The following is a 24,635-nucleotide window of genomic DNA, read 5'->3' as shown; positions in this document are numbered from 1 at the left end:
CCGCGAAGAAAGGCGGGATTGTGGCAGGAGCTGTGGATGCTGACAAAAACCGCCGCCAAAACATTGATATCGCTTGGATATTTTTTACTTGGACAGCGCCCGCTTTTGCTGGCGCGAAAGGCCGGAATCGGGTAGCCAGAAGCCTGAAAAATACTAGGAATCGGGACATTTCCCTTTGAGCGACGATACCGACGACAAGCGCGACGACGCCCCGGATTTCGGCGGCGACATCAAGCCGATCGCGATCACCGACGAGATGAAGAAGAGCTATCTCGATTACGCCATGAGCGTGATCGTGAGCCGCGCTCTGCCCGATGTCCGCGACGGCCTGAAGCCTGTCCACCGCCGCATCCTGTTCTCGATGCATGAGAACAAGAACCTGCCCGAGCGGCCCTACACCAAATGCGCCCGCATCGTCGGCGACACGATGGGTAAATACCATCCGCACGGCAATCTCGCCGTCTATGACGCGCTGGTGCGCATGGCGCAGGACTTCTCGCTGCGCCTGCCGCTGATCGACGGTCAGGGCAATTTCGGCTCGATGGACGGCGACAGCCCCGCCGCCGACCGTTACACCGAGGCGCGTCTCGACAAGGCGGCGATGCCGCTGCTCGAGGATCTCGATCTCGATACGGTCGATTTCCAGCCGAACTACGACGGCAAGGAGCATGAGCCGACGGTTCTGCCGGCGCGCTATCCGAACCTGCTCGTCAACGGCGCCGGCGGCATCGCGGTGGGCATGGCGACCAACATCCCGCCGCATAATCTCGGCGAGGTCATCGACGCCTGCATCGCCTTCATCGACGATCCCGAGATCTCGATCGACAGCCTGATCGAGATCGTCCCCGGCCCCGACTTCCCGACCGGCGCCTCGATCATGGGCCGCAGCGGCATCCACGCGGCCTATCACACCGGCCGCGGCTCGATCGTGATGCGCTCGAAGACGCATATCGAGGAGCTGCGCAAGGAGCGCGAGGCGATCATCGTCACCGAGATTCCCTATCAGGTGAACAAGGCGACGATGGTCGAGAAGATTGCCGATCTCGTGCGCGAGAAGCGCATCGAGGGCATCTCGGACCTGCGCGACGAGTCGAGCCGCGAGGGCGTGCGCGTCGTCATCGAGGTCAAGCGCGATGCCGTCGCCGACGTGGTGCTGAACCAGCTCTATCGCTTCACCCCGCTGCAGACCTCCTTCGGCGCCAACATGGTGGCCCTGAATGGCGGCCGCCCCGAGGTGCTCAACCTCAAGGACTTCATTTCGGCCTTCGTCGAGTTCCGCGAGGAAGTCGTCTCGCGGCGCACGCGCTACCTGCTGAACAAGGCCCGCGAGCGTGCCCATGTGCTCTGCGGCCTGGCCACGGCGGTCGCGAATATCGACGAGGTCATTCGCCTGATCCGCACCGCGCCGACCCCGGCCGCGGCGCATGAATCGCTGATGGCACGCGACTGGCCGGCCGAAGACATCGCCCCGCTGATCGCGCTGGTCGACGATCCGCGCCACCCGATGAACGCGGACGGCACCTACCGGCTCTCCGACGCGCAGGCGAAGGCGATCCTCGAGCTGCGCCTCGCCCGCCTCACGGCTCTCGGCCGCGACGAGATCGGCGACGAACTGCAGAAGCTCGCCACCGAAATCGCGGATTATCTCGACATCCTGCGCTCGCGCGCCCGCATCCAGTCGATCGTCAAGACCGAGCTGGCGGAAGTGAAGGCTGCCTTCGCCACGCCGCGCCGGACCGAGATCCAGGACTGGGGCTCCGACCTCGACGACGAGGACCTGATCGCCCGCGAGGACATGGTCGTCACCGTCAGCCATGGCGGCTACATCAAGCGCGTGCCGCTCTCGACCTATCGGGCGCAGCGGCGCGGCGGCAAGGGCCGCTCCGGCATGGCGACCAAGGACGAGGATTTCGTCGCAAGGCTCTTCGTGGCCAATACCCATACGCCGGTGCTGTTCTTCTCGTCCGAGGGCCAGGTCTACAAGGAGAAGGTCTGGCGGCTGCCGCTCTCGGCGCCGAACGCCCGCGGCAAGGCGCTGGTCAACATGCTGCCGATCGAACAGGGCGAGCGCATCACCACGATCATGCCGCTGCCGGAGGACGAGGCGAGCTGGGAGACGCTCGACGTGATGTTCGCCACCGCCTCAGGCGGGGTGCGCCGCAACAAGCTCTCCGACTTCGTCAACGTCAATCGCGCCGGCAAGATCGCGATGAAGCTCGACGAGGGCGACCATATCGTCGACGTGCAGATCTGCACCGAGAACGACGATGTGCTGCTGACCACGGCCGACGGCCAGTGCATCCGTTTCGCGGTGCCGGAAGTGCGCGTCTTCAAGGGCCGCGACTCGACCGGCGTGCGCGGCATCAACCTGGCCAAGGACGATAAGGTGATCTCGCTGGCGATCCTGCGCCATCTCGACGCCACGCCCGACGAACGCGCCGCCTATCTCAAGCGCGCGGCGGCGGCCCGCAGGGCGCTTACCGGCGAGGCCGAGGATGGTGCCGAGGTCACGGCAGTGATCGAGGCTGATGCCGAGGAGAGCGGCGGCGACATCGAGCTCGGACTTGAGAAATACACCGCCATGGGCGCGGCCGAGCAGTTCATCCTGACCATCTCGGAGCGGGGCTACGGCAAGCGCACCTCCTCCTTCGAGTATCGGGTCACCGGACGCGGCGGCAAGGGCATCGTCGCCATGGTGGTCAACGACCGGAACGGCAAGCTCGTCGCGTCGTTCCCGGCCGTGGATACCGACCAGCTCATGCTCGTCACCGATGGCGGCCAGGTCATCCGCGTGCCTGTCGATGCCGGGCCGGACAACCGCATCCGCATCGCCGGCCGCTCGACGCAGGGCGTCACGGTGTTCAACACCGCCAAAGACGAGAAGGTCGTCTCGGTCGAATGCATCAACGACGACGGTGAGAATGGCGAGGAGGCCGGCGACGAGGCTCCGAGCGATGATCAGACGGAAGGCTGATCTGTCAGTGCTTTGCGGTGAGGTGTTCAGCTGATGACTCAGCTTTCGCCTCACTGTCTGCGCAAAGGTGACGGGAATGACGTCTGTCATTCCCGCGCGAACCGAAGCGTAGACCCAGGAATCTCGTTCAGGAGATTCTCGGGTCAAGCCCGAGCCTGACGGATAGTCCTCGCGACTTCGTTTGACTCGTAACGCTCCTCGCGCTCCCATCCGGTCATGAAGGCTCGTTCCGTGCCCGTCCGCTCGCCCGCGATCACGCCGGAGATCATGCTGCGCGCCTACGCCGCCGGCATCTTTCCGATGGCGGAAAGCGCCGATGATCCCGGCCTGTTCTGGGTGGAACCGGAGCTGCGCGGCGTCATCCCGCTCGAAGGCTTCCACCTCTCTTCGCGCCTCGCGCGCACCGTCCGCTCGGACCGCTTCGAGATCCGGGTCGACAGCGATTTCGAGGCGGTGATCGCAGCCTGCGGAGAGGCCCGGCCCGACCGGCCGGAAACCTGGATCAATACCCGCATCCGCGCCATCTTCGGCGAGCTTTTCGCGCTCGGCCACGTCCATACGGTCGAGTGCTGGCGCGAGGGCCGCCTCGTCGGCGGGCTCTATGGATTGTCGCTCGGTGCCGCCTTCTTCGGGGAAAGCATGTTCCACCGCGAGACCGACGCCTCCAAGGTCGCGCTCGTCCATCTCGTCGCGCGGCTGCGGCGCGGCGGCTATCGCCTGCTCGACACCCAGTTCCAGACCGGCCATCTCGCACAGTTCGGCACCGTCGAGATCCCGCGCGAGGCCTATCGGCTCCGGCTCGACGATGCGCTGCGCCACCAGGGCAACTGGCTGGCCTGGCCGATGGGCACTGTCGTCAGTGGCCAGCAGGCGCTGGCCGAACTTTAGCCCGAAGCCGGCCCGCGCGGATCGAGGCGCTCCGCCAGCCAGACGACGGCGATTGCGACGCTGACGCCCCAGCCGACCTCGACGACGCGCGAGAGCATCATCTGCTGCGCACTGGTTCCGGGATGTGGGACGAGCAGGATGATCGTCGCGGTGATGCCGGCGAGGCGCGCGGCGCTGGCGACGTTCAATAGCCAGGCGGCCAGAACCGAAAGCGCCGCCGCCAGCAGATAGCTCAGGATGTGCTGGCCGGTGACGAGCACGACCGCAACGCCGATCGCGCCGCCGATGGCAGCCCCGACGAACTGGTCGCGCGCCGTCGTCCGCGTCGCGCCGAACTCGGTCTGAACCACGGCAATCGCGGTGATGGCGGCCCAGAAGCCTTCACGCAGCCCCAGCGCCTGCGTCGGCAAATAGGCGGCGAGCGCCGCTGCACTCGACATCAGCGCGTGTTCGAGACCATCGCGGAAGCGCTGGCCAGCGGGAAGCCGCTTGCGCAGATCGGCGAGATGACGGCGCAGGCGCCTGATGCGCGTCGTTTCGCGCCCGGCTCCCTTGGTGGCGCCGTCGGGCGGCACGGATCAGCCGCCGCCGGTCGGGTCGCGGCCCTGGCCGGGATTGGTCGGGAAGAAGCGCTGGCTCGGCCGCTGCGGCTGCACCGGCACGCCACGCGGCGGCTCGACATCGATGCGCCCGCCGGGGGGCGGCACAGGCTGTTGCAAGGGCGGCGGCTGGTTGGGATCGCGTGGCGGCGTGCGCGGGCGGCGCGGATCCTCTGGCGCCGGCGGTGGCTCGGGCTCCTTCGGATCGACCACGAGTTCGGTGCCACCCTTGCACTCGGTCAGCCACACATCATAGATCGCGTGCTCGACACCGTGCAGGCCGGGGCTCGCCGCATACATCCAGCCGGTGAAGATGCGCCGGTACTCGTTCTTGAACGTCACCTCGTCGACCTCGACGAAGGCGTCGGTCTGCGGCGCCTCGGTCGGCGGCCGGCTCCAGCAGACGCGCGGAGTCAGTTGCAGCGCGCCGAACTGCACCGTCTCGTCCACGGCCACCTCGAAGGAGATGATGCGGCCGGTGATCTTGTCGAGCCCAGCGAAGACCGCAGTCGGGTTGCGGACGCGGTCGGCCTGCGCCGGTCCCATCGCAGCGAGCAGCGCGGCCGCGCTCGTGGCGAGGCCTGCCAGGGTCGAAAGGCGGAACAAGGACGGCATGCTGGCGCGAATCTCTTCCACAGCGCGGAAAGACCGCGACGGGGCGCAGTAACACGGCAAAGGCAGCGGAAAAAGGGCATCGCGCCCGAAACGGCCATTTCAGCTGCCGCTGCGGCCGCCCTGCCGCCCAGCAAAAAGGCCGCCCGAAAGGAGCGGCCCTGATATCTCGCAACCTGCCCTGCGACCTGGATCACCACGCGTCCGATCGGACGCGATAACGGTGGTCCATGTAGACTGCCATCGCATCGGATTTTTCCGGGAAGTGGTCTTCCCCTTTCGGTCCGATGCCTTGCCTCAGCGGCCCGGCGTCCAGGCCTGGTAGTCGCCGGTCGCGGCCGGGCGCTCGCCCTCGGCCAGCGTCGAGCCCTGCGGGCGGTAGGCCAGCGCCGTCCCGGTCCAGTTCTGCTCGTGCGGCTGCTGCCACTCGCGCGGCTGGTAGCTTTCCTCGGAGGGGGCGACGTCGACGGTGTGATGCAGCCAGCCATTCCAGCCGGGCGGCACCTTGGAGGCCTCGGCCTCGCCCCTGTAGATCACCCAGCGGCGCTGGAAGCCGAGCGCCTTGTCCTTCACCCCACCCTTGGTGCGGTAATAGACATTGCCGAACTCGTCCTCGCCCACCTTCTCGCCGAAGCGCCAGGTGTGGAAGCGCGTCCCGATGGTCTGGCCGTTCCACCAGGTGAAGATCTGCAGCAGCCAGTCCTTCATTGCCTTCAGTCCATGCGCTTGCAGCGCCGTGCGGAGAGGCCGGCGCGTCTTGGCCCGACTTATGGCGGCAGGACCCTGCTCTGTCCAGTCCGGAACGCTGTCGTTGGGGCGCTTCGCCGCGTCGGCGCCGCCGAATGCACCCTGGCGATATCCACAGGAGGGTACGAAGCGATGGTCCGGCGGGGCGCCGCCTCGGCCGCGCGGCATACGGCCTGATTCCTCCTGCTATCCGCCGCTGATTCCCGCCTGCGCTCCGCCGGAATTTCGCCGCGATTCGGCTCGCCCACCGCCATGATTCAGCGCCGAAGCGCACCGACTTCAAGCACTTGGAGCGGTCGCCGCAAGCGCCGTCTGCAAGCCCGCGGCCGGCGCCCAGGTTCACATCTCATTTACCGTGAATAGTGGGGATTTTAGGAACTGCGCTTCGGACGGCGCTGTGGCAATCTTGCCGCGCAGCGGCGATTCTTCCCGCCATTTCCAAGGCTTAGCCGGGGCCTTGAAACTTATCCCCATAACCCACACATCCCTACCAGATGTCGTGTCCACAGGGGTCTCGCTCCACTATTCCTTGACGCACGGAAGCGAACGGCTGTAGATTTTGACCATCGCATGACGGCCGGCGGCACCCCCTCTGGATGACTGCGAACCCTAGTTTTCCAGAGTGCTTACGGGCCTGCCGCCGCATCCGCTGACATCAGCGGAAGCGAACGGATTTGCGCGGGCATTTTGGGCGCGTCCGGGCCTGCAAGCGGGGCGACACCGCTAAGGACCCACGAGGCATCGAACCGAGTTTGGACTGACATCAGGAGCCGGCGATCAACCGGCCGCGCGGGGTATCCACCCGCGGCATGCAAGGACGAAGATCATGCGCATCGAGCGCCGCTATACCTCCGCCGGTCAGTCGCCCTACGCCGCGATCCCGTTCCGATCGGCCGTCAGCGAGATCAAGAACCCGGACGGCTCCGTCGTCTTCCGGCTCGAAGGCATCGAAGTCCCCGAGGCCTGGTCGCAGGTCGCGAGCGACGTGCTCGCCCAGAAGTACTTCCGCAAGGCCGGGGTGCCGGCGCGCCTGAAGAAGGTCGAGGAGAACGACCTCCCCTCCTTCCTCTGGCGCTCCGTCGCCGACGAGGCTGCTCTTGCCGAGCTGCCGGAAGGCGAGCGCTACGGCTCCGAGATTTCCTCCAAGCAGGTCTTCGACCGCCTTGCGGGCTGCTGGACCTATTGGGGCTGGAAGGGCGGCTATTTCTCCTCCGAGGAGGATGCCGCGGCCTTCCATGACGAATTGCGCTTCATGCTCGCGACCCAGCGCGTCGCGCCGAACTCGCCGCAATGGTTCAACACCGGCCTGCACTGGGCCTATGGCATCGACGGTCCCAGCCAGGGCCATTTCTACGTCGACTTCAAGACCGGCAAGCTGGTGAAGTCGAAGTCGAGCTACGAGCATCCGCAGCCGCATGCCTGCTTCATCCAGGGCGTGCAGGACGACCTCGTCAACGAGGGCGGCATCATGGACCTCTGGGTCCGCGAAGCCCGCCTGTTCAAGTATGGCTCCGGCACCGGCTCGAACTTCTCGATGCTGCGCGGCGAAGGCGAGAAGCTCGCCGGCGGCGGCAAGTCCTCCGGCCTGATGTCATTCCTCAAGATCGGCGACCGCGCCGCAGGCGCCATCAAGTCGGGCGGCACGACGCGCCGCGCCGCCAAGATGGTCGTGGTCGATGCCGACCATCCGGATATCGAGGCCTATATCGACTGGAAGGTGAAGGAAGAGCAGAAGGTCGCTGCCCTCGTCACCGGCTCCAAGACCGTCAAGAAGCACATGAAGGCTGTGCTCAAGGCATGCGTGAACTGCGAAGGCGATGCCGATTCCTGCTTCGACCCGGAGAAGAACCCCGCCCTGAAGCGCGAGATCAAGCTCGCCCGCAAGGCGCTGGTGCCGGACAACTACATCAAGCGGGTCATCCAGTTCGCCAAGCAGGGCTACAAGGACATCTCCTTCGACACCTATGACACCGACTGGGATTCCGACGCCTATCTCACCGTCTCCGGCCAGAACTCGAACAACTCGGTCTCGCTGACCGACGACTTCCTGCGCGCCGTCGAGAACGACAATGACTGGAACCTGACCGCCCGCACCTCCGGCAAGGTCCTCAAGACGCTGAAGGCCCGCGACCTCTGGGAGAAGATCGGCTACGCCGCCTGGGCCTCGGCCGATCCCGGCCTGCACTTCAACTCGACGATGAACGACTGGCACACCTGCCCGGCCTCGGGCCGGATCCGGGCGTCCAACCCGTGCTCCGAGTACATGTTCCTCGACGACACCGCCTGCAATCTGGCCTCGGCCAACCTGCTGCAGTTCTACGATACGGAAACCAAGGCCTTCGACGTCGCGGCCTATGAGCATCTCTGCCGGCTCTGGACGGTCGTGCTCGAGATCTCGGTGACGATGGCGCAGTTCCCCAGCCGCGAGATCGCCGAGCTCTCCTACGAGTACCGCACGCTCGGCCTCGGCTACGCCAATATCGGCGGTCTGCTGATGACCATGGGCCTCGGCTACGACAGCGACGAGGGCCGCGCGCTCGCCGGCGCGCTGACCGCGATCATGACCGGCGTCGCCTATGCGACCTCGGCCGAGATGGCGGGCGAGCTCGGCCCCTTCCCCGGCTACAAGAAGAACGCCAGCCACATGCTGCGCGTCATCCGGAACCACCGCACCGCCGCCCACGGCCTCGCCGACGGCTATGAGGGCCTGAGCGTTACGCCCGTCCCGCTCGACCACGCGACGCTGGCCCGCCTCGGCGGCTCGGCCATCACCATGGCGGAGCGCTCGCGCGCCGTCTGGGACGAGGCGCTCGAGCAGGGCAAGCGCTACGGCTATCGCAACGCCCAGTCGACCGTGATCGCGCCGACCGGCACGATCGGCCTGGTCATGGATTGCGACACCACCGGCATCGAGCCCGACTTCGCCCTGGTGAAGTTCAAGAAGCTCGCCGGCGGCGGCTACTTCAAGATCATCAACCGCGCCGTGCCGGACGCGCTGCGTGCGCTCGGCTACCGCGAGGCCGATATCGCCGAGATCGAGGCCTATGCCGTCGGCCACGGCTCGCTGAAGCAGGCGCCGGGCGTCAACCCGTCGACGCTGCGGTCCAAGGGCTTCACCGACGAGAAGATCGAGGCGGTCGAGAAGGGGCTGAAGAGCGCCTTCGACATCAAGTTCGTCTTCAACAAGTGGACGCTGGGCGAGGATTTCCTCACCGGCACGCTCAAGGTCCCGGCCGAGAAGCTGAACGACATGTCGTTCGAGCTCCTGCCCTTCCTCGGCTTCAGCAAGGCCGAAATCGAGGCCGCGAACGTCCATGTCTGCGGCGCGATGACGCTGGAAGGCGCCCCGCACCTGAAGACCGAGCACTACAACGTCTTCGACTGCGCCAATCCCTGCGGCCGCATCGGCAAGCGCTACCTCTCGGTCGAGAGCCATATCCGCATGATGGCGGCGGCGCAGCCCTTCATCTCGGGCGCGATCTCCAAGACCATCAACATGCCGAACGACGCGACGGTCGAGGACTGCAAGAGCGCCTACATGCTCTCCTGGAAGCTGGCGCTGAAGGCGAACGCCCTCTACCGCGACGGCTCCAAGCTCTCGCAGCCGCTGAACTCGGCGCTGATCTCGGATGAGGACGACGACGCCGACGACGCGCTTGAGACGCTGGTCGCCGCGCCGATGGCGGCGCGCGCCACCCAGATCTCCGAGAAGATCGTCGAGCGCATCGTCGAGCGCATCGAGCGCAAGCGCGAGCGCGAGAAGATGCCGGACCGCCGCACGGGCTACATCCAGAAGGCGACGGTCGGCGGCCACAAGGTCTATGTCCACACCGGCGAGTATTCGGACGGGCGCCTGGGCGAGATCTTCATCGACATGCACAAGGAAGGCGCCGCCTTCCGGGCGATGATGAACAACTTCGCCATCGCGGTCTCGCTCGGCCTGCAATACGGCGTGCCGCTGGAGGAGTATGTCGAGGCGTTCACCTTCACCCGCTTCGAGCCCTCGGGCTTCGTCGCCGGCAACCAGTCGATCAAGAACGCGACCTCGATCCTCGACTACGTCTTCCGTGAGCTCGCGATCTCATATCTCGGTCGGAACGACCTCGCGCATGTCGACCCCAGCGAGATCGGCCATGACGTGATGGGCGGCGGCGTCGGCCAGGACAAGGCGCCGGATGCGGCTCCGATCCTGTCGACCCCCCTCGCCTCGACCGGCTTCCGCCGCGGCAAGCCGATCAACCTGCTCGCCATCCAGGGCGGCGGGGCGGCGAACGACGCGGTCGCCCGCTCAGCCTCCACTGTGACGGCTCTCGCCACGGCTGGCGCGACCGCGCTGAAGGAGGAGCCGGAGGCCTATGGCGAAGCGGAGATGGCCAAGCTCGGCTTCGCGGCGCCCGCCGCCCAGCCGACCCAGTCGGAGCGCCGGGCCGAGGCGATCATGAAGGGATATGTCGGCGACAGCTGCGGCGAATGCGGCAACTTCACGCTGGTCCGCAACGGCACCTGCCTGAAGTGCAACACCTGCGGATCCACGACAGGCTGTTCCTAGTATGCCGAGTTAATTGATTGTAGTGAAAATCGGGGCATAATGCTGCCGCGATTGTAGGTCGAGTTCCGCAATCTAAGAGGGGCGCCCAGCTGAGCCGGGCGCCCTTTTTCATGACACATCGGCTTCGCGCAAATGACGCAGCAGCGTGATGCAGCATGCGGCAGGCGCATTTCTATCGAATCAGCCGACCGACTCGCCAGGTGGCGATCACATCGAATGTTCCGGCGGTAGGAACGGGCCTCAAGGTCGCCTCCCGTCTTAGAAGGGTCGTCTAAGCGAAGCCTTCTCTCCTAAAGCAGACCAATCCGAGGGAACGCCATAAAGTGAGGCCGGGCTCGGACGGACTGTGCCGTCAAGCTATCAGGCCGACATTAAGGTGGCCGAATGCTTGCCTGCATTCCGGCTCCCCAGCCTCGCAGTAATCGTCCCCATTCCATCCGAGCGCAACGTGCAGCAAGCAAACGGATGAAGCGATGCGGACCGCCAAAAGAAGCCTAACTACCCGGATGTACCGCTCGAAGCAATGACGCTCGCCATGCTGGTCTTTCCGTCCGTATGGGATTGGTATCTCGGCTGGAGGGAACGCAAGCGAGGCTTCTTCACGATGTGGGAAGTCGACATGCTGACGAACGCTGATCTCAATCCTGCTTCCTCAGGTGTTTCCTAAAAGGATGTCGACCAGATCGCCGGTGCCAGGCTGATAGCCTCGTCCAGCGGCGGCTTGATCATAAATATTCGGGAGGCTCCGCCAAATACGAAGACTCGATAGACCCTCCAGGCATCGGGCCGCTCGTACACTACCGCCAACTCGTTGCTTTTAAGGTAAAAGGGCGTGGTCTTGGCCCCGCGGGTTGTTTTCACCTCGATCAGGGTCTCCCGCCCATTGTCTTCGCAGGACTGGATGTCGAAGCCCGCGCCGTCTCCATCGTCACGTGCGACCCACCTCACCTTGCTCATCAGATCACGTCGGCCCGCATTGAGCAGCCGCCGCTCCTCCACCTCAAAAACAAACTCCTCGCCCGCCTTCCCGAGACTTCGATTGCGCTCGTCACGCTCAGCTGGGTCAAACTTTCGCACCAAGCGCTCAAGCGGCTCGGAGACGCGTTGCGGATGGCGCTGCTGCGGCGGCACGAACAGGTCATCCGCCGCGATATTTGACGCAGGACGATCCACAGGGACCGCCCACAGCCAGGTTGCTGACGCTAGATGCTTGCCAACCTCCGCTACTAGCGCCTGCTGATAATTCGCTCGAGGTTTGTAGGCGCGTAGCCCCTTCCCCGATTTAAGTTCAGCGTGACGCTGTACGTGAGCAGGCCTCCGCATAGCGGGAAGGCCAGTATCGAGTAGGACCCAACTTACCAAATTGGCCCTTAGCTGACGTCTGGAAGGCCCGCTCCTGAGCGATGCAAGATCGGTAGCTGAGCGGCCGAGGCTATGCCAGCGAGCAGTTCCAGAAACTCATGACCGACAACGGCGTCACCTGCGCGACAAGCCACTCCGGCAATGTCCGGGACAACGCCGTGACGGAGAGCTTCTTCTCATCGCTCAAGACCCAGCGGACTAGAGGCAGGGTCTACCGGACACGCGACGATGCTCGTGCCTACGTGTTCGATTACATCGAGCGGTTCTAAAACGCCGTTCGCAGGCGCTCGACCATCGGCTACATCAGCCCGGTCGAGTTCGAAAAGAAGGTGGGATTAGTCTGACCAACTGTCCACGAAACCGGCAGCAGGTCAACTCTACCAGCCAGTTTTCGACCATCATGTGGAGCTGGACGAAGGGAAACTTGGTCAATTCCTGGCCCATAGAACCTGGCTCTCGGAAACTCTAGGTGCCAGCCTGAAGGGCCCAAGCGTCCCCTTCGCGGAGATGCTGGCTGAGCTTTAACCCACGCCGCCCGAGGGATCAAAGCTCGTATGCGGCTTGTCCGGCTCTGTCTGGAGGCCGGAATGGCTCGCGATGGCGTAGCACTGGAAGAAGGTCGATCACGCCAACGAGGCTTCCGCTGAGCTGCCCTGTAATTGACAGATGACGTAACGTCTGGTTGATTTAATACGCGCTCACAACTTCAAAGAGGGGGAGCTATGTCGTCGCGCGTCTACTCTGTCACCGAGGTTCGCGTTCAGCATCTGATGGTTATTCCCGAGAACCCGCCGGCCATCTCTGTCGAGGTAAAGGGTTACACCCCGACTTCCGGCTGGCAGTTTCCCGAGCTGGGGCCATGGATGTACATTGCGGAGCCAGCTGATGGCATACTTGACCTAGATTTCATCGCTACACCGCCCACCGGCTTTGTCTTGCAGGTCTTTACCCCGATTTCGGTAACGCAGGCGTTCCCTATTCCCAAATGGGTGAAGGGCGTGCGCGTGCACGCTGCCACGAACAACATGGTGAAGATGTTTGATGCACCTTCTGACGCGGGCGGAATAAAGCTCATGGGTGACGGCATGCCCCTGCCATGGCCATTTCCGTGGTATGCGCCAGATACGAAAGAAATCTAACCGAGCAGATTTCTTACCTGCTCCAGCAGTCTATCTAGCTCCCGAACCGATCATCTCAGGTGCGAATACCGGCATGAATGGCGACGCGTCGCCTGCCAACTCACTGAAAACTCGGCGGCAGGGACGCTATTCGTCACAGGTTGAGAGCACTGAGCAACCGGGCCCCTAAGCCCGCTTTTGGCGCAGCACGGCATGACGCGGTGGCGTCACCACGGGAACCGACAATCGATACTCAATCTTCGATCGCCGCAACCTGCGCATCGAGTGCTTCGATCCGGCGGTCGAGATAATCCCAATCGTGGTCGCGTTCGCCGTCGCGATCCCAGTGAAATATCTGGAACGAGACTTGATCGGCCGAAGCGGGCGACAGGTCGCGGATGAACTCAATCATACGCGATTGGAACTCCATCAAGGAGGGGCGCTTCGTCTCGGTCTCATCCAAACAAGCGGCGATAAATGTGGAGTGGAGTGGATTTTGAAGCGGCGCGATGACCGGAAATCCCTTGTCTCGCCACCGACGCCACATATCGTTTTTCTGCCACCTGTTCCATGTTCCAGGCTGTTTGTTTCGCCAGCCGGTAGTTCGTTCGCCGATGGGATGGAGGCCGCCGGTCAACAACTCGTAGGCCATCAGCCCTAGCGACCAGACCGTGCTGTGTTCGCCCAAAGGCCGCTTCGACCACTGTTCTGGAGCCATATAGGGCCGTGTACCCCGATAGATGCCTTTGTCCTGCGCAAGGTTCGCGCTTCCGAAGTCCGCGAGCTTGGGGATCTTCCAGACGGGCTCTCCTGACAAGCCGCTGAATTGGTGGCGAAGGTTGCGGATGAACACGTTCTCCGGTTTGAGATCCTGGTGTGCAACGAGCCCCCGCGAATGGCAATGGATCATGGCGGAAGACAGATAGGCCATCATCGAGAGGCGCTCGATCTCGACGAAGCTTTCGTCCTCGATCAGTTGTGCGAGATCGGCATCCCAGAACCTGAACCACGCAACGGGGGCGCCCATTACGAAATCGACGTCGAACGGCCAGTGAACATACTGGTGGTAGAAGAACGACCTCTGGAGCTTGATCTCTCGAAGGAACCGGGTCGCGGATTCCTTTAGCCCAAACTTGTTGTTCGGGATCTTAACGCAGGTATGCGCCGGATAGGCATTCGGTTCGGAAAACCTAAGTATCGAACCGGAAAATCCGCCCCGCTCCCCCGCGAAGAATCCCATGTCCTTCCGGGACAGCAGGAGTTGAGCCTGCATCGACCGATCGAGATCGTAGAAAGTCAGTTTGCGCGAATTCACGCAGGGCCACTCCCGGTTGGGTCGGAGGATGCGTCAGCAGTCAAGAGAAGGCCCGCCACCAGTATGACGCCAATGTGAGGGTAGAGCCCCCGGTTGCCCTGCATTTCGCGGCTCAGCGAAGAGGGCTCGCTCCCTGACGGTTGGAGTTCAGCTCTATGCGAAAGTCCGTCAGTGTCCGCGGGCGCCGCCTGAGCGTCAGCCGAGGAGGCCCACCTTGCGGTCCCGGTGGCCAGGGCAAGAGCCGCTCCGATCGAAAAGCAGGAAAGCCGCGAAGGTTCGGTTCGCTGGATATCGGGAACGCAGCGCTCGCACATGGCAGTTCCCCTCGCGAAAAACGGGTTCTCGTCACTCGACGTCGGCGAACCTAGGGGAAAATCGTGAAGAAGCACTGTAAAATCAGGCTGGATAGCTGAGCCCGGAAGGTTCGCCGACTTCCGCTCGGCGGACTAATGCTGGAACGCCCTCGCCGCTGCTGGAGAGTTTGCAAAGGGTAACGCTCGCCGCTGAGCTTTCAGCTCACGCCAGCGTCTCGAATGACCAAAGCCGCCTCCTAGCTGGCATTCCGTCCACGGCCATGCATGCCTCTCGCTAGCGCGACTAACCGGCTATGCGAAACGATCTCTCCCAGCGTGCTCAACACACGGCTTCGAGAACTCCGCGAAGCCTACCTGATTGAGCACGCGGATGGCGGATACCAAGCTACCAATCTAGGGCGAGAACTCTATGACCTGCTCGTTCCTTTGGGAACTTGGTCCGGGCCTGGGAAGATCAGCTGGCCCACCGGGAGTGAAGGGTGCTCCAGCGGTCGGGCATCCGTCATTAGAGAAGCGGCCGCCGCTATTCGGCCATTCGAGGTCAGCTTCCCGGCGAGCGCCAAATATTTGCAACTCGCGCCACCACACTCGGTTCTCGCCGAGGGCAGGAGCTTTGCGGAGGATCCCACGTTAGCGCGACAAACTGGCGATCGGCGGCTCTCTAACTCACAGGCCAGTCGTCCGGACAATTGAATAGGTCCGGCGTGGTGCAACCTGCGATGGCTTTGGCAACGCTGTCTCGCGCAACCAAGCCTGGCATGGCCCGGACTCGATCCCTCAGCTCTGCTATGAGTGTCAAGCTCACCTTAACCGAGGCCTGCTGGCTTTCTGAAAGACCCGCGACGGCTTTCGTGTCCGATAGCCGACCTACAGCCTCCAGCCCCTCCGAAAAAGAAATACTCCCACCCTGAACGCCCGAGACATTAACGCCCAGGCGCCCCGCCATCGAAAGCATCGGCCCGAAATCAACCTGCTTCTGGGCAGATAGGTCCGTAACCAGATCAGCGAGACCTTCTCGGTCGAGCATCTGCTGTACGGCTATGAAGGCGTTGATTGGAACTCTGACCGTCTTAATCTTTCTAGAAAATGGCTCGGCCATCGCTTTCCCTCAAAAAAATGGTATCAGAGACTGGTAGACGATAGTTGGCTGCGCTGAATTATTTACCTGTTGCCTGAGGATGTTTCGTCCGATCTCAATGCGCGCTTGCTGTTGCGCGCGATTGGAAACGGGCGCCACGAATTGACCCGCCAATGCTCCGGAGAACTCACTGTCGGGAACCGTCAAATCCCCCCGTGCGAATGCCAATATCAGCGTGTGTGTATCCGTTCTTTCACCGTCAAGATTGATTGCAGTTCCGGTTCGCGTCATGCCCACCACCGGCGCCAAGGTTATCGTTGGCGCCACGTTCCCTGATATTTTCGTGGTGAACTTCATATTGAATGACATCGCTGGCGGACCAGATTTCTCTGAACTAGCCGCACCCAAATTCACGAATTCAGACATCTCCACAAATTCGAATAATTTATCAAAAATACCGACCTCTCCAGCTATTGGATAAACATAATTCGGACCATAATTCTTTATCGCACACCAACGTGGATCTTTTTTAAAAATCAGCTCGCGAAGCGTAAAACTATCTGTAAATGATTGAATATTTTGCCTTGACCTATCGATATGAAACGAAGTCTCAAGAGATCGACTGCCGCGTTGAAACGAGCGAAATGGAATGATGCCGAGGCTAGCATTATTGACCTCAAGTCCATCTAAAGTGAAATCAAAAGCAACTGCGGTATCAAGGTACTTGTTAATCGCAGATGCGGTTGCCGGCTTCAGACCACGGAAGTCCACACGCCGGATATCATCGACGGTCGGATCCACGATGTCATCGCGAATGGCCAACCCGGCCTTAGCGGCCGCCGAGTCATTCGTCTGGTTAGCCAAGTACAGGCCCATCATCTTATAGCCCGCAAATCTGGCCTCGCAAGCAAGTTTGCGCGCGAGAACCGACGTCTTAATCCCTGTTACGTCCTCCTGAGAAGGCGTGATAGAACACCCCGCCATACCCAAAGCGGCAATGACCGCAGTTTCCAGAACTCTGGACATGCCAAGCCCCTCTCCCACACTTTTTCCTTTTGCATGAACATTGCAGACAGGTTCGATACGGTCCATCGCGGTAGAGCAACACCCAAAAGAAATGAGGCCCTGACCACTTTCGCGGCGTCGTTCTAACAATGACTGAGAGGGGCACCCTACCACACAACTCGCGGAGGCAGGATCGAAGGCTGCATGCTTGCCGAACTCAAATATTCTACGTAACGAAAGTGAACTGCCCAAGAGTGACGTAAAGAAACCACACCTTTAGGGAGAAGGCGATGAGGAGCGGGGTAAGGCGTCTTCTGAGCCAAGGGGCAGCTTTGGCGATCCTCTTTATCGGAGCAGCACCGGCGCGCGCCGATTTCGTCGGCAATCTGCAGCTCGTGCCTGCGGGATGCGAGAGCGCGGGGGAATGCCGGCTCGGTGCTGATTTCGGCTTTGTTGATGCAGCGGGGCTGGGGTGGCAGACCCACAAGGTTTTCTACGAGGCATTACGCGCAAGCGGCGTTTCCGAAAGCCTCGCAGGCATCATGTACTACGCGGTCATAATGGGCGGCCCGAAATGAGCAAGGCTCGTTCCGGGCCGTCCTTGTCCAGTGGGAATGAGCTGCATGAACGCGGTTGAGACGTCGGAGCAGATCCGAGCCAGCATCTTAAGCGTACGGCCGGGCGCGATTGCCGTGACGCGACCGGCCGAATATGGATCGCAGCGCTTCGAGAACTTGATGCAGCAGGGTGTTCCGACCCTCCTCGCGAAGGGCAATGAGCTGACGCGCGCGGACGTCGAGCAACTCGCCGTGAAGCTGATGGCCGAAGATTTCTACTTTAAGAATGGCGACGAGGTCGGCACAACCTCCAACCCAAAATTCGAAATCGAGTAGGGCAACCGTCGATCTGCAAAACGCGCGACGCGTTGCATATAAGCGAAGGAGCTCAAACCACACGCATGCCATCAAAAATGCTGCGGTTAATAATGGGCCGACGCGGCGTGACTCTCAGGGCGGTCGCGAGTGACATCACGCGCGCAAGAGCTGGCCGAAGACCCACGCCAACGTGCCGCTCGCGAACAGGATCGGGATCCGGACGCTGCCAAACCAGCGCTCACAAATGCGGCCCTGGCTACTCGCAAGAGTTGCATAATCAGCTAAAACATGCATTCATAAAATCGAAAACCACCATTTGAATGCAAATATTACGCCTCTCGTAGCTGCACATTTCCAATATCCTGACGTTGTATCAGACGAATTCCAACTTCGCTTACAAGTGATCCATCGTTATTTGGAAGGATTCGCTATGAATAAGCGCGCTCGATCCCTAGCAAAATCCACTTCACTCGTGTCTATAATAATACTAGCGTCGATTGCGGCATCTATTAACTCACCCGCAAGTTCACAATCTTTTGAAGGCTGCCCTGGATCGCCAACGACACCACCAAAAGCGGCCATCAGTGAGAAAGTACTGGACGATGTTTGTATTCCCGCTGGGTTTGGCGGCAATCCCATCGACTTTTTTGATGATTATTCTTGGCGCGCTTTTCTTGGTTTGGTTTGGCCTGCGAAACCGGGCGAGCGAGGCCTGCCGGATGCGGCCGCGAAGCTCTCGGATAGAGGTCGGCCGCTGGTCTTTGAGACGTTTAAATCGGACTGGGAGATCTTTCAGCCACAAGGCGCCCCGCCAAGCGCTTGGAACACAATGGACGGAGCTAACCCATGCAAGCTGGATAATGTTTCCAGCGATGACCTGATCCTCGCCGCGTTCTCAAAGTTCGACAATCTGGGACAAGCGGGTTTCGGTCCCCCATTGGTGGGCCCACTTGTGGCCCAGAACCGCACCTACGTGCGATTCCAAACCGGCTTTAACAAGATCGAATTCGACCAGATCCAACGCGACAAGCTTTATCTGCGCAGCAACCTCCAGGGGACGATGACCTTCCAGCCTCGCGCGATTGATATCAAAGCCGCCTGGATCGACATGACCGGTATCGCCCATCCCGAACGATTCTATACGCGCGAGGCCTACCTTCTCGATCTTGCTTCGGAGACGTGTTCGAAGTCGAAGGTCGGGTTGGTGGGCCTACATATCGTGCAAAAGACGACCAGCCGCCCCCAGTGGATCTGGTCTTCGTTCGAGCAAGTTGACAACCTCATTGAAGAGAAAAGCCAAATTCCCGCAACCTTCAATTCCGCCGACGGCCTGAGAATGCCTGACCAAAACCCGTATGTGTTTCCGCCACCTGTTCAAGTCCCGGCGCCCTTCAACGTCGACAGAACCAAACCTGTGCATGTTCAGACCAAAAGCACGAACGAAATCTATCGAAAAATGCTGGCAGACGCGGGTGTTCCCTGGCAGTTCTATAAGCTTGTCGTCACCCAGTGGCCTTTATCGGTTGGCGATCCATCCGCCGATGGCAGGCCGCCAAATACGTTTCCCGGGAGCGGCGCGGAGGCAACGGCCTATTCCAACCTGACGATGGAAACTTTCGATCAGAAGTCCGTCAGAACGGGCTGCATGAACTGTCACAATGCGACGCGCGTAACGACTGATTTTCTTTGGTCACTAAACACGCGGGCATTCCCGCCCATCCAAGCCATAGCGGCTGTAGCGGCTCTCTCGGATAAGTCGGTGACAGGCTTGTCTTTACCCAATCCGGGGCTGAAACCCTGGGCCAAGACGCTCACCGCGGCTGAGGCGTTCCGATTGCCCGCGACGCAGCTATCAGAGTTTCGGGAACTTAAGGAACTGATGGAATCGACCTTATCGCATACAGCAAAGTGAGGCTCGTGATGGCGATTTCAAATTTCGATGAGTTCAAGTCCTTCTTGTCGAAGACAATGGCGGCCCTGGGTGTCAGCGCGGAATTTGCGCCTCATGAGGAGTTCTGGTTGTCGTTGAACTATAGTGAGTTCACACAGGGTAACGTGCCAGGTATTAGTAGGGCGGTGCGCATTGTTATTCCTGGTAAATCGGCGGAATCTCCATTTATCCAGGCGCTGAAGGGGGAAGGTCTGTTCACCGGCACGCCGTTCCGGCGCATGCCAGCTGGCGGCCCTTTTATGACGGGCGATCAGATCGACGAAATCGCTGCTTGGATCGACGCTGGCTGTCCAGACGGTGCTCCCGTTGTCAGCTGAGTGAAGGGCGCCGGGACTTCGTCCCAGAGCCCCCATGCGGAAATCATTTACACCGTGGGGAAGAACGACCAGTGGACGAGAAACAGCCGATCGAACATCCGACATTTCTGCAGCATATCCGATTTTTCTTCGAACCGATCGACATCGCCCACATGAAAGCGAGGGGGATCGACCTCGCTACCTACGAGGGCGTCAAAAGGAACGCCACGTCGATTTATTCGCAAACTAGGTCCGGCTCAATGCCACCGGAGCCAGAACGAAGGTGGTCGGCGGACAAGGTCAAGTCCTTCAAGAACTGGATCGTTGATCAGTTTCCGATGGGGGCCGCACCTTCGTCAGCGTTGAAGGCGATGGCTGGGTTAGCCGCAGCGGATTCGAGTGCCCGGCGTAACGCAGATAATTTGTCGCCCCCTGAAATCGAGCGGCTTGCCCTCGCATTTCGCACGATCATGGACCGTGATCCCGATCATCCGCAAAGCTACTTCAGTCTTGCAGACATCCATTGGTTTCCGGAACCAGTAAATTGTCTTCACCACGAGGAGCGGTACAATCCCTGGCACCGCATACTTATCGATAAATTTGAGGCCGCACTTCAGTCCGTTCCAGGCTGCGAAGACCTCAAGATGCCCTACTGGGACGTTGTCAAACAGCCCCCAGAATGGTTGTTCAAGCCACCCTTTGACAGTTACGCGCTCCCGCGTGATGTCGCCCCGCAATATTCGGCCGGTACAAAGACTGAACGCTACTCCGCAAAAGATATACATATCAGTATAACATCCTATGATGTTGCCGGGACCATCCGCGAGGCTCTGGATGCTCCCAAATTCGAGGCCTTTGCCAATTCGATCGAGCAGGCGCATGACGACGGGCACGTATCGTGCGGCCCAGCAATGCAAACACCCGACATCGCTGCCTTTGATCCCATCTTCTGGTTCTTCCACACTAATTGGGAGCGGATGTGGTGGGCGTGGCAGCACCGACATAGCGCGACGACGCTAGAAACGTTTCGTCAAACGCTTGAAGGCGAAGAGCTAGACTGGCTCGATACGCCGCCGTTCAACGAGCTGCCGCCGTTTACAGAGACTGCCAGTCAGGCGATCGATGCCACCAAATATGCTTACGAGGAGTCCGCGAGATCGCTGTTTTCCCCTATGGCTAGGGTTGAGTCCGGCGATATTTTTGCAGATCAGCCTTTTCGTGTCGAACGCCGTTCGCGTCTGTCGATCCGCGTCAAGGGTATCCAACGGCTGGGCATATCGGGCAGCTTCAACGTTCATCTGATGGCAGATGGGAAGTCCGTCGCACGCCACGCGTTTTTCCAAGGTGCGGAGCCTGGTCGCTGTCCGAGCTGCGCCCGGCGCGAGAAAATCAATGTTGATCTGAGAGTCGATCGGGCAGCTATTGCCGGCAAGAGCTTGACAGTCCGCGTCGAAGTGCTTGCTCCGACAAAGGAGAGATGGATTCCCTTAAACGCCGTTGGAAATCCGACGATTAATATCCGGGAAATGATAGTTGCCGAATAGGAGTTGCTGTTGATGAACATCCCAGGGGCTACCGATCCGAGCCAACCTGTCGTTCCACCTGCTGCTCAGCCCAGTCCATTGCCGCCCGTTGCTCAGCCCGATGAAGTGCAGCCTATCAAAACAGCCCCAGCCGGCACACCGGTGGGTGAGAAGAAGACGTGGATCGAGCGCTATGGTTCGTTCGCCGCCGCCGTTTGTTCATTGTTTGTCGCTGGCACATCGCTCTGGGTGGCGATATCGGCACTGAAGGTTTCGACAAAACAGCAGCAACACGACACGGCACACAAAGAACTCCTGATAAAGCCGTTCCTGTTTTCCCGAGCTGACGAATTGAGCATGGCCGCTGCAATTGTAAATTCGGGCCTCGGCCCCGCGGACATCAAGCGAGTGGCGATCGCCTTTGATAACTCGTGCTATGACTCACGCGGTCTGGATGAAACTAAATGGCGCGAACAGATCAGCGACGCGAGACCCAAACTCGACCGATTTTTGTATAACGACAGCGCGGCGGCACTTCGAGCTGCCAATCAAAGTCTCCTATCATATGTAGGACTGCCCTATCCCGGCGAGTTAATCCCGGTCGGTGGGTCAGTGTCAATTGCAGCCCTTCGTACTCCCGCCCAGCCGATCCCTATTCCTACACCCGAGCATACCAAAGCTTCTAAGATATTTTCCGAAAAGCTCCTACAGACGACCATCCTTATCGAATACTGCTCGATGACGGGGAGATCGTGCCATAATCTAAGATATGGCACCGTGCCGTGCGAGAAAAAGTAGTTTATTGGACGTCGGCAAACGCCCGTTTGCCGAAGCCTTTACCCGGTTGCCATTCTAGGGAAAAGTCTGGACGGATAAATAGACGGGTAGGCGGGGACGCTGTCTTGATGCTCGCCCGAGCTGCTGCTTTGCCAACTTTCCGTCCAATTCGAGGATCGCGCTACGGGCGTCGACGGGGGATGAGTTGCGTTACTCCGAGCAAAACTGGATTGCTCCTTTACCTCGTCTCGATTTCATCGCATTAAATCGGGGCCCGCGCTGCTCCAGTAATCGACCGGGCCAACGCAACGTTCGCTTGAGCCGCCAATAGGGGGAAAGCATGGTTGATCTTCCTGAAGGAAAAGTTGTTGCGCCTTTCGTCGGCACGGTCGCGGAAGGGAAGTCGGGTCCAAGCTTCTCCGGTTATTTCCTGCGTGACCTGCACCAACAGGGCCGGCTGAATGCCGACATAGTGAAGCGAGTTGTTGACGAGCAAGGTACGGCGTCAACCTTCGAGGAAATTATGGCGGCGGTCACCGACATTACAGGTGTCAGTGTCTCCGAGAAGCTTGCCCGGGATCTAGATACGGTAGCGGCAATCGGCTCTCAAATGAACTAAGTTGAGAATCGTCCGTCCTGCAGTCAGGGTTTTCGCGGTAGGTGAGGCCTCGAGGCCCTCTGCATTCCTGTTCAATGACGGCAATCGCACGGCCTTGTTCGAGTTCAAGCAACAGCTTGAACTCGACGAGCTGTCGCTACTGATCGCAGGCATGCTGGACGCTCCGACGTCAGAGCGCCTTAACGCGTTCGTCGATGAGCACTGCGGCATGTTCGAGGATGTCGAGGATGAAAGCGCGCGGGCGTTCCTGCGGTCGTCCCAGTCCCGTCAGCTAAGCTACTATTCTTGCGCGGCAGGCGTCGACGCCGCACTGCTTTGCCTTGAGAAGTTGAACACAGCGCGCGTCTGGATTGTGGGAGTGGGCGGGGTCGGATGCCATGTCGCGGATCACCTGGCACGTATCGGTGTCAGTAGATTTGTCCTCATAGATTTCGACGTGGTCGAGGTGTCGAACCTCAATCGCCAGGTTCTCTACACAGCAGGCAACGTCGGCCAATCGAAGGTAGAGGCAGCAGCCGCGAGGCTTAAAGAAATCCGAGGCGAAGCCCTCGAAATTGCCTGCCACGATAGGTTTGAGCCTAGTCTTCTATCGTATCACGGCGACGGGCCAGCCATGATCTTCGTTTCTGCCGACAATATGCCGTTCGAATTGCGTAGGCTGATCGTTACAACGGCGTTCAGATTGGGGATCCCATACGCTTTCCTCGGTTACGTCGGTGAAAGCGCAGCCATAGCCCCAATCGTTTTAGATCGATCGGGTGGATGCGGGAGCTGCGCGACCGTTGGGGGCAATCCGGAAAGATGGCTATGGCCGCTCGCCTCACATAAGGCCCTCGACATGCCACCGTCCTCATATGCGATCAACGCCATTGTCGCGGCCACGGCGGTCGATCTATGGACGCGGCATCTGTTAGGAGGCTCGGGCGGCGCGTCGGACGTCAAGGTATCTATGCGCGACCTTTCAGTGCGGACTTCCACATCCGAACGTGATCCAACCTGTCCTGTGTGCGCAGGCCACAATGAGAAATAACTATCTCGACGATTGGCTAGACGACGCCGACTATTTCTCCAATCTTGCGGTCCTGTCGAACGGGCCCCTACATCCCGGAGGTCTGGCACCGAACAAGCTGCTGGCGTCCCGTTTGGACTGGAATAACGTCTGCGTGCTCGACCTCGGAGCCGGAACGGGGCTCTCTCATAGGTTCTTTACCGCGCTCGGAGCCCGAGTTCAGTCGGTGGAGCCGAACACCTGGATGAGACGCGCGGCCGTGAGGGCAGGAGTTGACCCGAACAAAATATTCGCGTGTTCCGCAGAGGAGATCTCCGCCAGTTGGCTCAAATCTACGCTAGATGACGCCCGGTTGGTGATCCAAGGCGTCACCGGTTTCCTGTCAAAAGGGCTTGAGACGCTGGCACCGATAATGGCTCATCCGTCAATCGCGGAGGTGGTCATGGTGGAATGGATCGGCTCCCAAGTGGATTACGGCCAAGCGCCGGTCAGACACTCCTATAACGCAGCGGATTATGTTGCGGCGGCCGAACAAGCGGGCTTCGGCAACCTCTGGCTAGAGACCTTCAGATACGCAGCACCTGACAATGGTCTCTGTGAGGTCGAAGCCGAAGGGCGCATTCAGCAGCACTTTCCCGAGGCAAGAGAAGTGAGCTGGAGCGGTGCCCTTCCGCTGAAACTGTCTTCTATCCGTCTGTCTGCCGCTACGACCAAGGACTACATAGTGCTCATCGCGCATAGGAAATTCTAACGGCGAAACGGCATTCGGAACCCCGTCAGCCGAGGCCCCAGCCGCGTGGCAAGGCTGAACGACCGGGCGGGTTTCCGGCGCATATGGGCCGGTACCTTGCGGAGCGCGCCGGCGGCGTAGGTCGGGAGGCCAAGTGCCGCCATGCGCGTTTGCGTCCTCGTGAATTCGATTCAAAGCTGGTCTCGACCAGATTGCCCTTTGAAAATCGAAACCCCACCCGAAGGGGGCCATGGGAGGTCGGAGATCGCCAACCGTTCAGCTCCGGAAGCCGCG

At 60.7% G+C, this 24,635-nt stretch carries 20 protein-coding genes and 1 pseudogene; 14 read left to right on the top strand and 7 right to left on the bottom strand.

Features of this window, described 5'->3' with window-relative positions:
* The first annotated feature begins 175 nt into the window (after positions 1-175).
* Together gyrA and aat are read left to right on the top strand one after the other, a co-directional pair.
* Positions 176-2,974, top strand: coding sequence for a DNA gyrase subunit A (gyrA, locus tag AB4Z10_RS13475; RefSeq protein ID WP_441470891.1), 2,799 nt, complete (start codon positions 176-178; stop codon positions 2,972-2,974).
* Between the two features lie 216 nt (positions 2,975-3,190).
* Positions 3,191-3,862: a leucyl/phenylalanyl-tRNA--protein transferase gene (gene aat / locus AB4Z10_RS13470; protein ID WP_441470890.1), complete on the top strand. Its 672-nt coding sequence runs from the start codon at positions 3,191-3,193 to the stop codon at positions 3,860-3,862.
* Here aat and AB4Z10_RS13465 read toward each other — a convergent pair.
* The 3 genes from AB4Z10_RS13465 to AB4Z10_RS13455 all read right to left on the bottom strand — a co-directional run bounded on the left by AB4Z10_RS13465 (position 3,859) and on the right by AB4Z10_RS13455 (position 5,781).
* Positions 3,859-4,437, bottom strand: a complete 579-nt coding sequence (locus AB4Z10_RS13465) for an FUSC family protein (protein ID WP_441470889.1) — start codon at positions 4,435-4,437, stop codon at positions 3,859-3,861. The two genes, aat and AB4Z10_RS13465, sit on opposite strands and share 4 nt — an antisense overlap.
* Positions 4,438-4,440: 3 nt before the next feature.
* On the bottom strand, positions 4,441-5,076 hold the full coding sequence (locus tag AB4Z10_RS13460; protein ID WP_441470888.1) for a DUF2155 domain-containing protein: 636 nt from the start codon (positions 5,074-5,076) through the stop codon (positions 4,441-4,443).
* Between the two features lie 294 nt (positions 5,077-5,370).
* Complete coding sequence (locus AB4Z10_RS13455) at positions 5,371-5,781, bottom strand: NADH:ubiquinone oxidoreductase subunit NDUFA12 (protein ID WP_441471085.1); 411 nt, start codon at positions 5,779-5,781, stop codon at positions 5,371-5,373.
* A gap of 865 nt (positions 5,782-6,646) precedes the next feature.
* Here AB4Z10_RS13455 and AB4Z10_RS13450 point away from each other — a divergent pair.
* Positions 6,647-10,369, top strand: coding sequence for a vitamin B12-dependent ribonucleotide reductase (locus tag AB4Z10_RS13450; protein ID WP_441470887.1), 3,723 nt, complete (start codon positions 6,647-6,649; stop codon positions 10,367-10,369).
* 663 nt (positions 10,370-11,032) lie between these two features.
* Here AB4Z10_RS13450 and AB4Z10_RS13445 read toward each other — a convergent pair.
* Entirely contained in the window at positions 11,033-11,542 is a 510-nt protein-coding gene (locus tag AB4Z10_RS13445) for a protein NO VEIN domain-containing protein (RefSeq protein WP_441470886.1), read from the bottom strand.
* 251 nt (positions 11,543-11,793) lie between these two features.
* Here AB4Z10_RS13445 and AB4Z10_RS13440 point away from each other — a divergent pair.
* Both AB4Z10_RS13440 and AB4Z10_RS13435 read left to right on the top strand, forming a co-directional pair.
* Positions 11,794-12,075, top strand: a pseudogene (locus AB4Z10_RS13440) (IS3 family transposase); the annotation flags it as partial.
* Between the two features lie 378 nt (positions 12,076-12,453).
* Positions 12,454-12,870 (top strand): hypothetical protein, encoded by a 417-nt coding sequence (locus AB4Z10_RS13435; RefSeq protein ID WP_441470885.1) that lies wholly within the window; start codon positions 12,454-12,456, stop codon positions 12,868-12,870.
* 232 nt (positions 12,871-13,102) lie between these two features.
* Here the strand turns inward: AB4Z10_RS13435 and AB4Z10_RS13430 are convergent, their stop codons facing one another.
* The 3 genes from AB4Z10_RS13430 to AB4Z10_RS13420 form a co-directional block, all read right to left on the bottom strand.
* Positions 13,103-14,164: a protein kinase domain-containing protein gene (locus tag AB4Z10_RS13430; RefSeq protein WP_441470884.1), complete on the bottom strand. Its 1,062-nt coding sequence runs from the start codon at positions 14,162-14,164 to the stop codon at positions 13,103-13,105.
* A 975-nt stretch (positions 14,165-15,139) separates the two neighbouring features.
* Complete coding sequence (locus AB4Z10_RS13425; RefSeq protein ID WP_441470883.1) at positions 15,140-15,577, bottom strand: hypothetical protein; 438 nt, start codon at positions 15,575-15,577, stop codon at positions 15,140-15,142.
* Positions 15,578-15,586: 9 nt separating this feature from the next.
* Complete coding sequence (locus tag AB4Z10_RS13420) at positions 15,587-16,648, bottom strand: hypothetical protein (protein ID WP_441470882.1); 1,062 nt, start codon at positions 16,646-16,648, stop codon at positions 15,587-15,589.
* 245 nt (positions 16,649-16,893) lie between these two features.
* On the opposite strand from AB4Z10_RS13420, the gene AB4Z10_RS13415 reads away from it, so the two are divergent.
* The 9 genes from AB4Z10_RS13415 to AB4Z10_RS13375 all read left to right on the top strand — a co-directional run bounded on the left by AB4Z10_RS13415 (position 16,894) and on the right by AB4Z10_RS13375 (position 24,362).
* On the top strand, positions 16,894-17,139 hold the full coding sequence (locus AB4Z10_RS13415; RefSeq protein WP_441470881.1) for a hypothetical protein: 246 nt from the start codon (positions 16,894-16,896) through the stop codon (positions 17,137-17,139).
* A 45-nt stretch (positions 17,140-17,184) separates the two neighbouring features.
* Entirely contained in the window at positions 17,185-17,454 is a 270-nt protein-coding gene (locus AB4Z10_RS13410) for a hypothetical protein (RefSeq protein ID WP_441470880.1), read from the top strand.
* A gap of 412 nt (positions 17,455-17,866) precedes the next feature.
* Positions 17,867-19,348 (top strand): hypothetical protein, encoded by a 1,482-nt coding sequence (locus AB4Z10_RS13405; protein WP_441470879.1) that lies wholly within the window; start codon positions 17,867-17,869, stop codon positions 19,346-19,348.
* 8 nt (positions 19,349-19,356) lie between these two features.
* A complete protein-coding gene (locus tag AB4Z10_RS13400; protein WP_441470878.1) occupies positions 19,357-19,704 on the top strand; it encodes a hypothetical protein in 348 nt (115 codons plus the stop codon).
* Positions 19,705-19,775: 71 nt separating this feature from the next.
* A complete protein-coding gene (locus tag AB4Z10_RS13395) occupies positions 19,776-21,227 on the top strand; it encodes a tyrosinase family protein (protein WP_441470877.1) in 1,452 nt (483 codons plus the stop codon).
* A 12-nt stretch (positions 21,228-21,239) separates the two neighbouring features.
* A complete protein-coding gene (locus AB4Z10_RS13390) occupies positions 21,240-22,004 on the top strand; it encodes a hypothetical protein (RefSeq protein ID WP_441470876.1) in 765 nt (254 codons plus the stop codon).
* A 319-nt stretch (positions 22,005-22,323) separates the two neighbouring features.
* Positions 22,324-22,602 (top strand): hypothetical protein, encoded by a 279-nt coding sequence (locus AB4Z10_RS13385; protein WP_441470875.1) that lies wholly within the window; start codon positions 22,324-22,326, stop codon positions 22,600-22,602.
* Positions 22,603-22,696: 94 nt separating this feature from the next.
* Positions 22,697-23,632 carry a HesA/MoeB/ThiF family protein gene (locus AB4Z10_RS13380; protein WP_441470874.1) on the top strand — a complete coding sequence of 312 codons (936 nt, stop codon included), beginning with the start codon at positions 22,697-22,699 and terminating at the stop codon, positions 23,630-23,632.
* Positions 23,622-24,362: a methyltransferase domain-containing protein gene (locus AB4Z10_RS13375; protein ID WP_441470873.1), complete on the top strand. Its 741-nt coding sequence runs from the start codon at positions 23,622-23,624 to the stop codon at positions 24,360-24,362. The genes AB4Z10_RS13380 and AB4Z10_RS13375 overlap by 11 nt, the downstream gene beginning before the upstream one ends.
* Positions 24,363-24,635 lie beyond the last annotated feature (273 nt).

Source organism: Allobosea sp. RAF48, assembly GCF_052114025.1.
Lineage (GTDB): Bacteria > Pseudomonadota > Alphaproteobacteria > Rhizobiales > Beijerinckiaceae > Allobosea.
The sequence above is the reverse complement of the archived record's forward strand: the minus strand, read 5'-3'. Positions and strand labels throughout refer to the sequence as shown.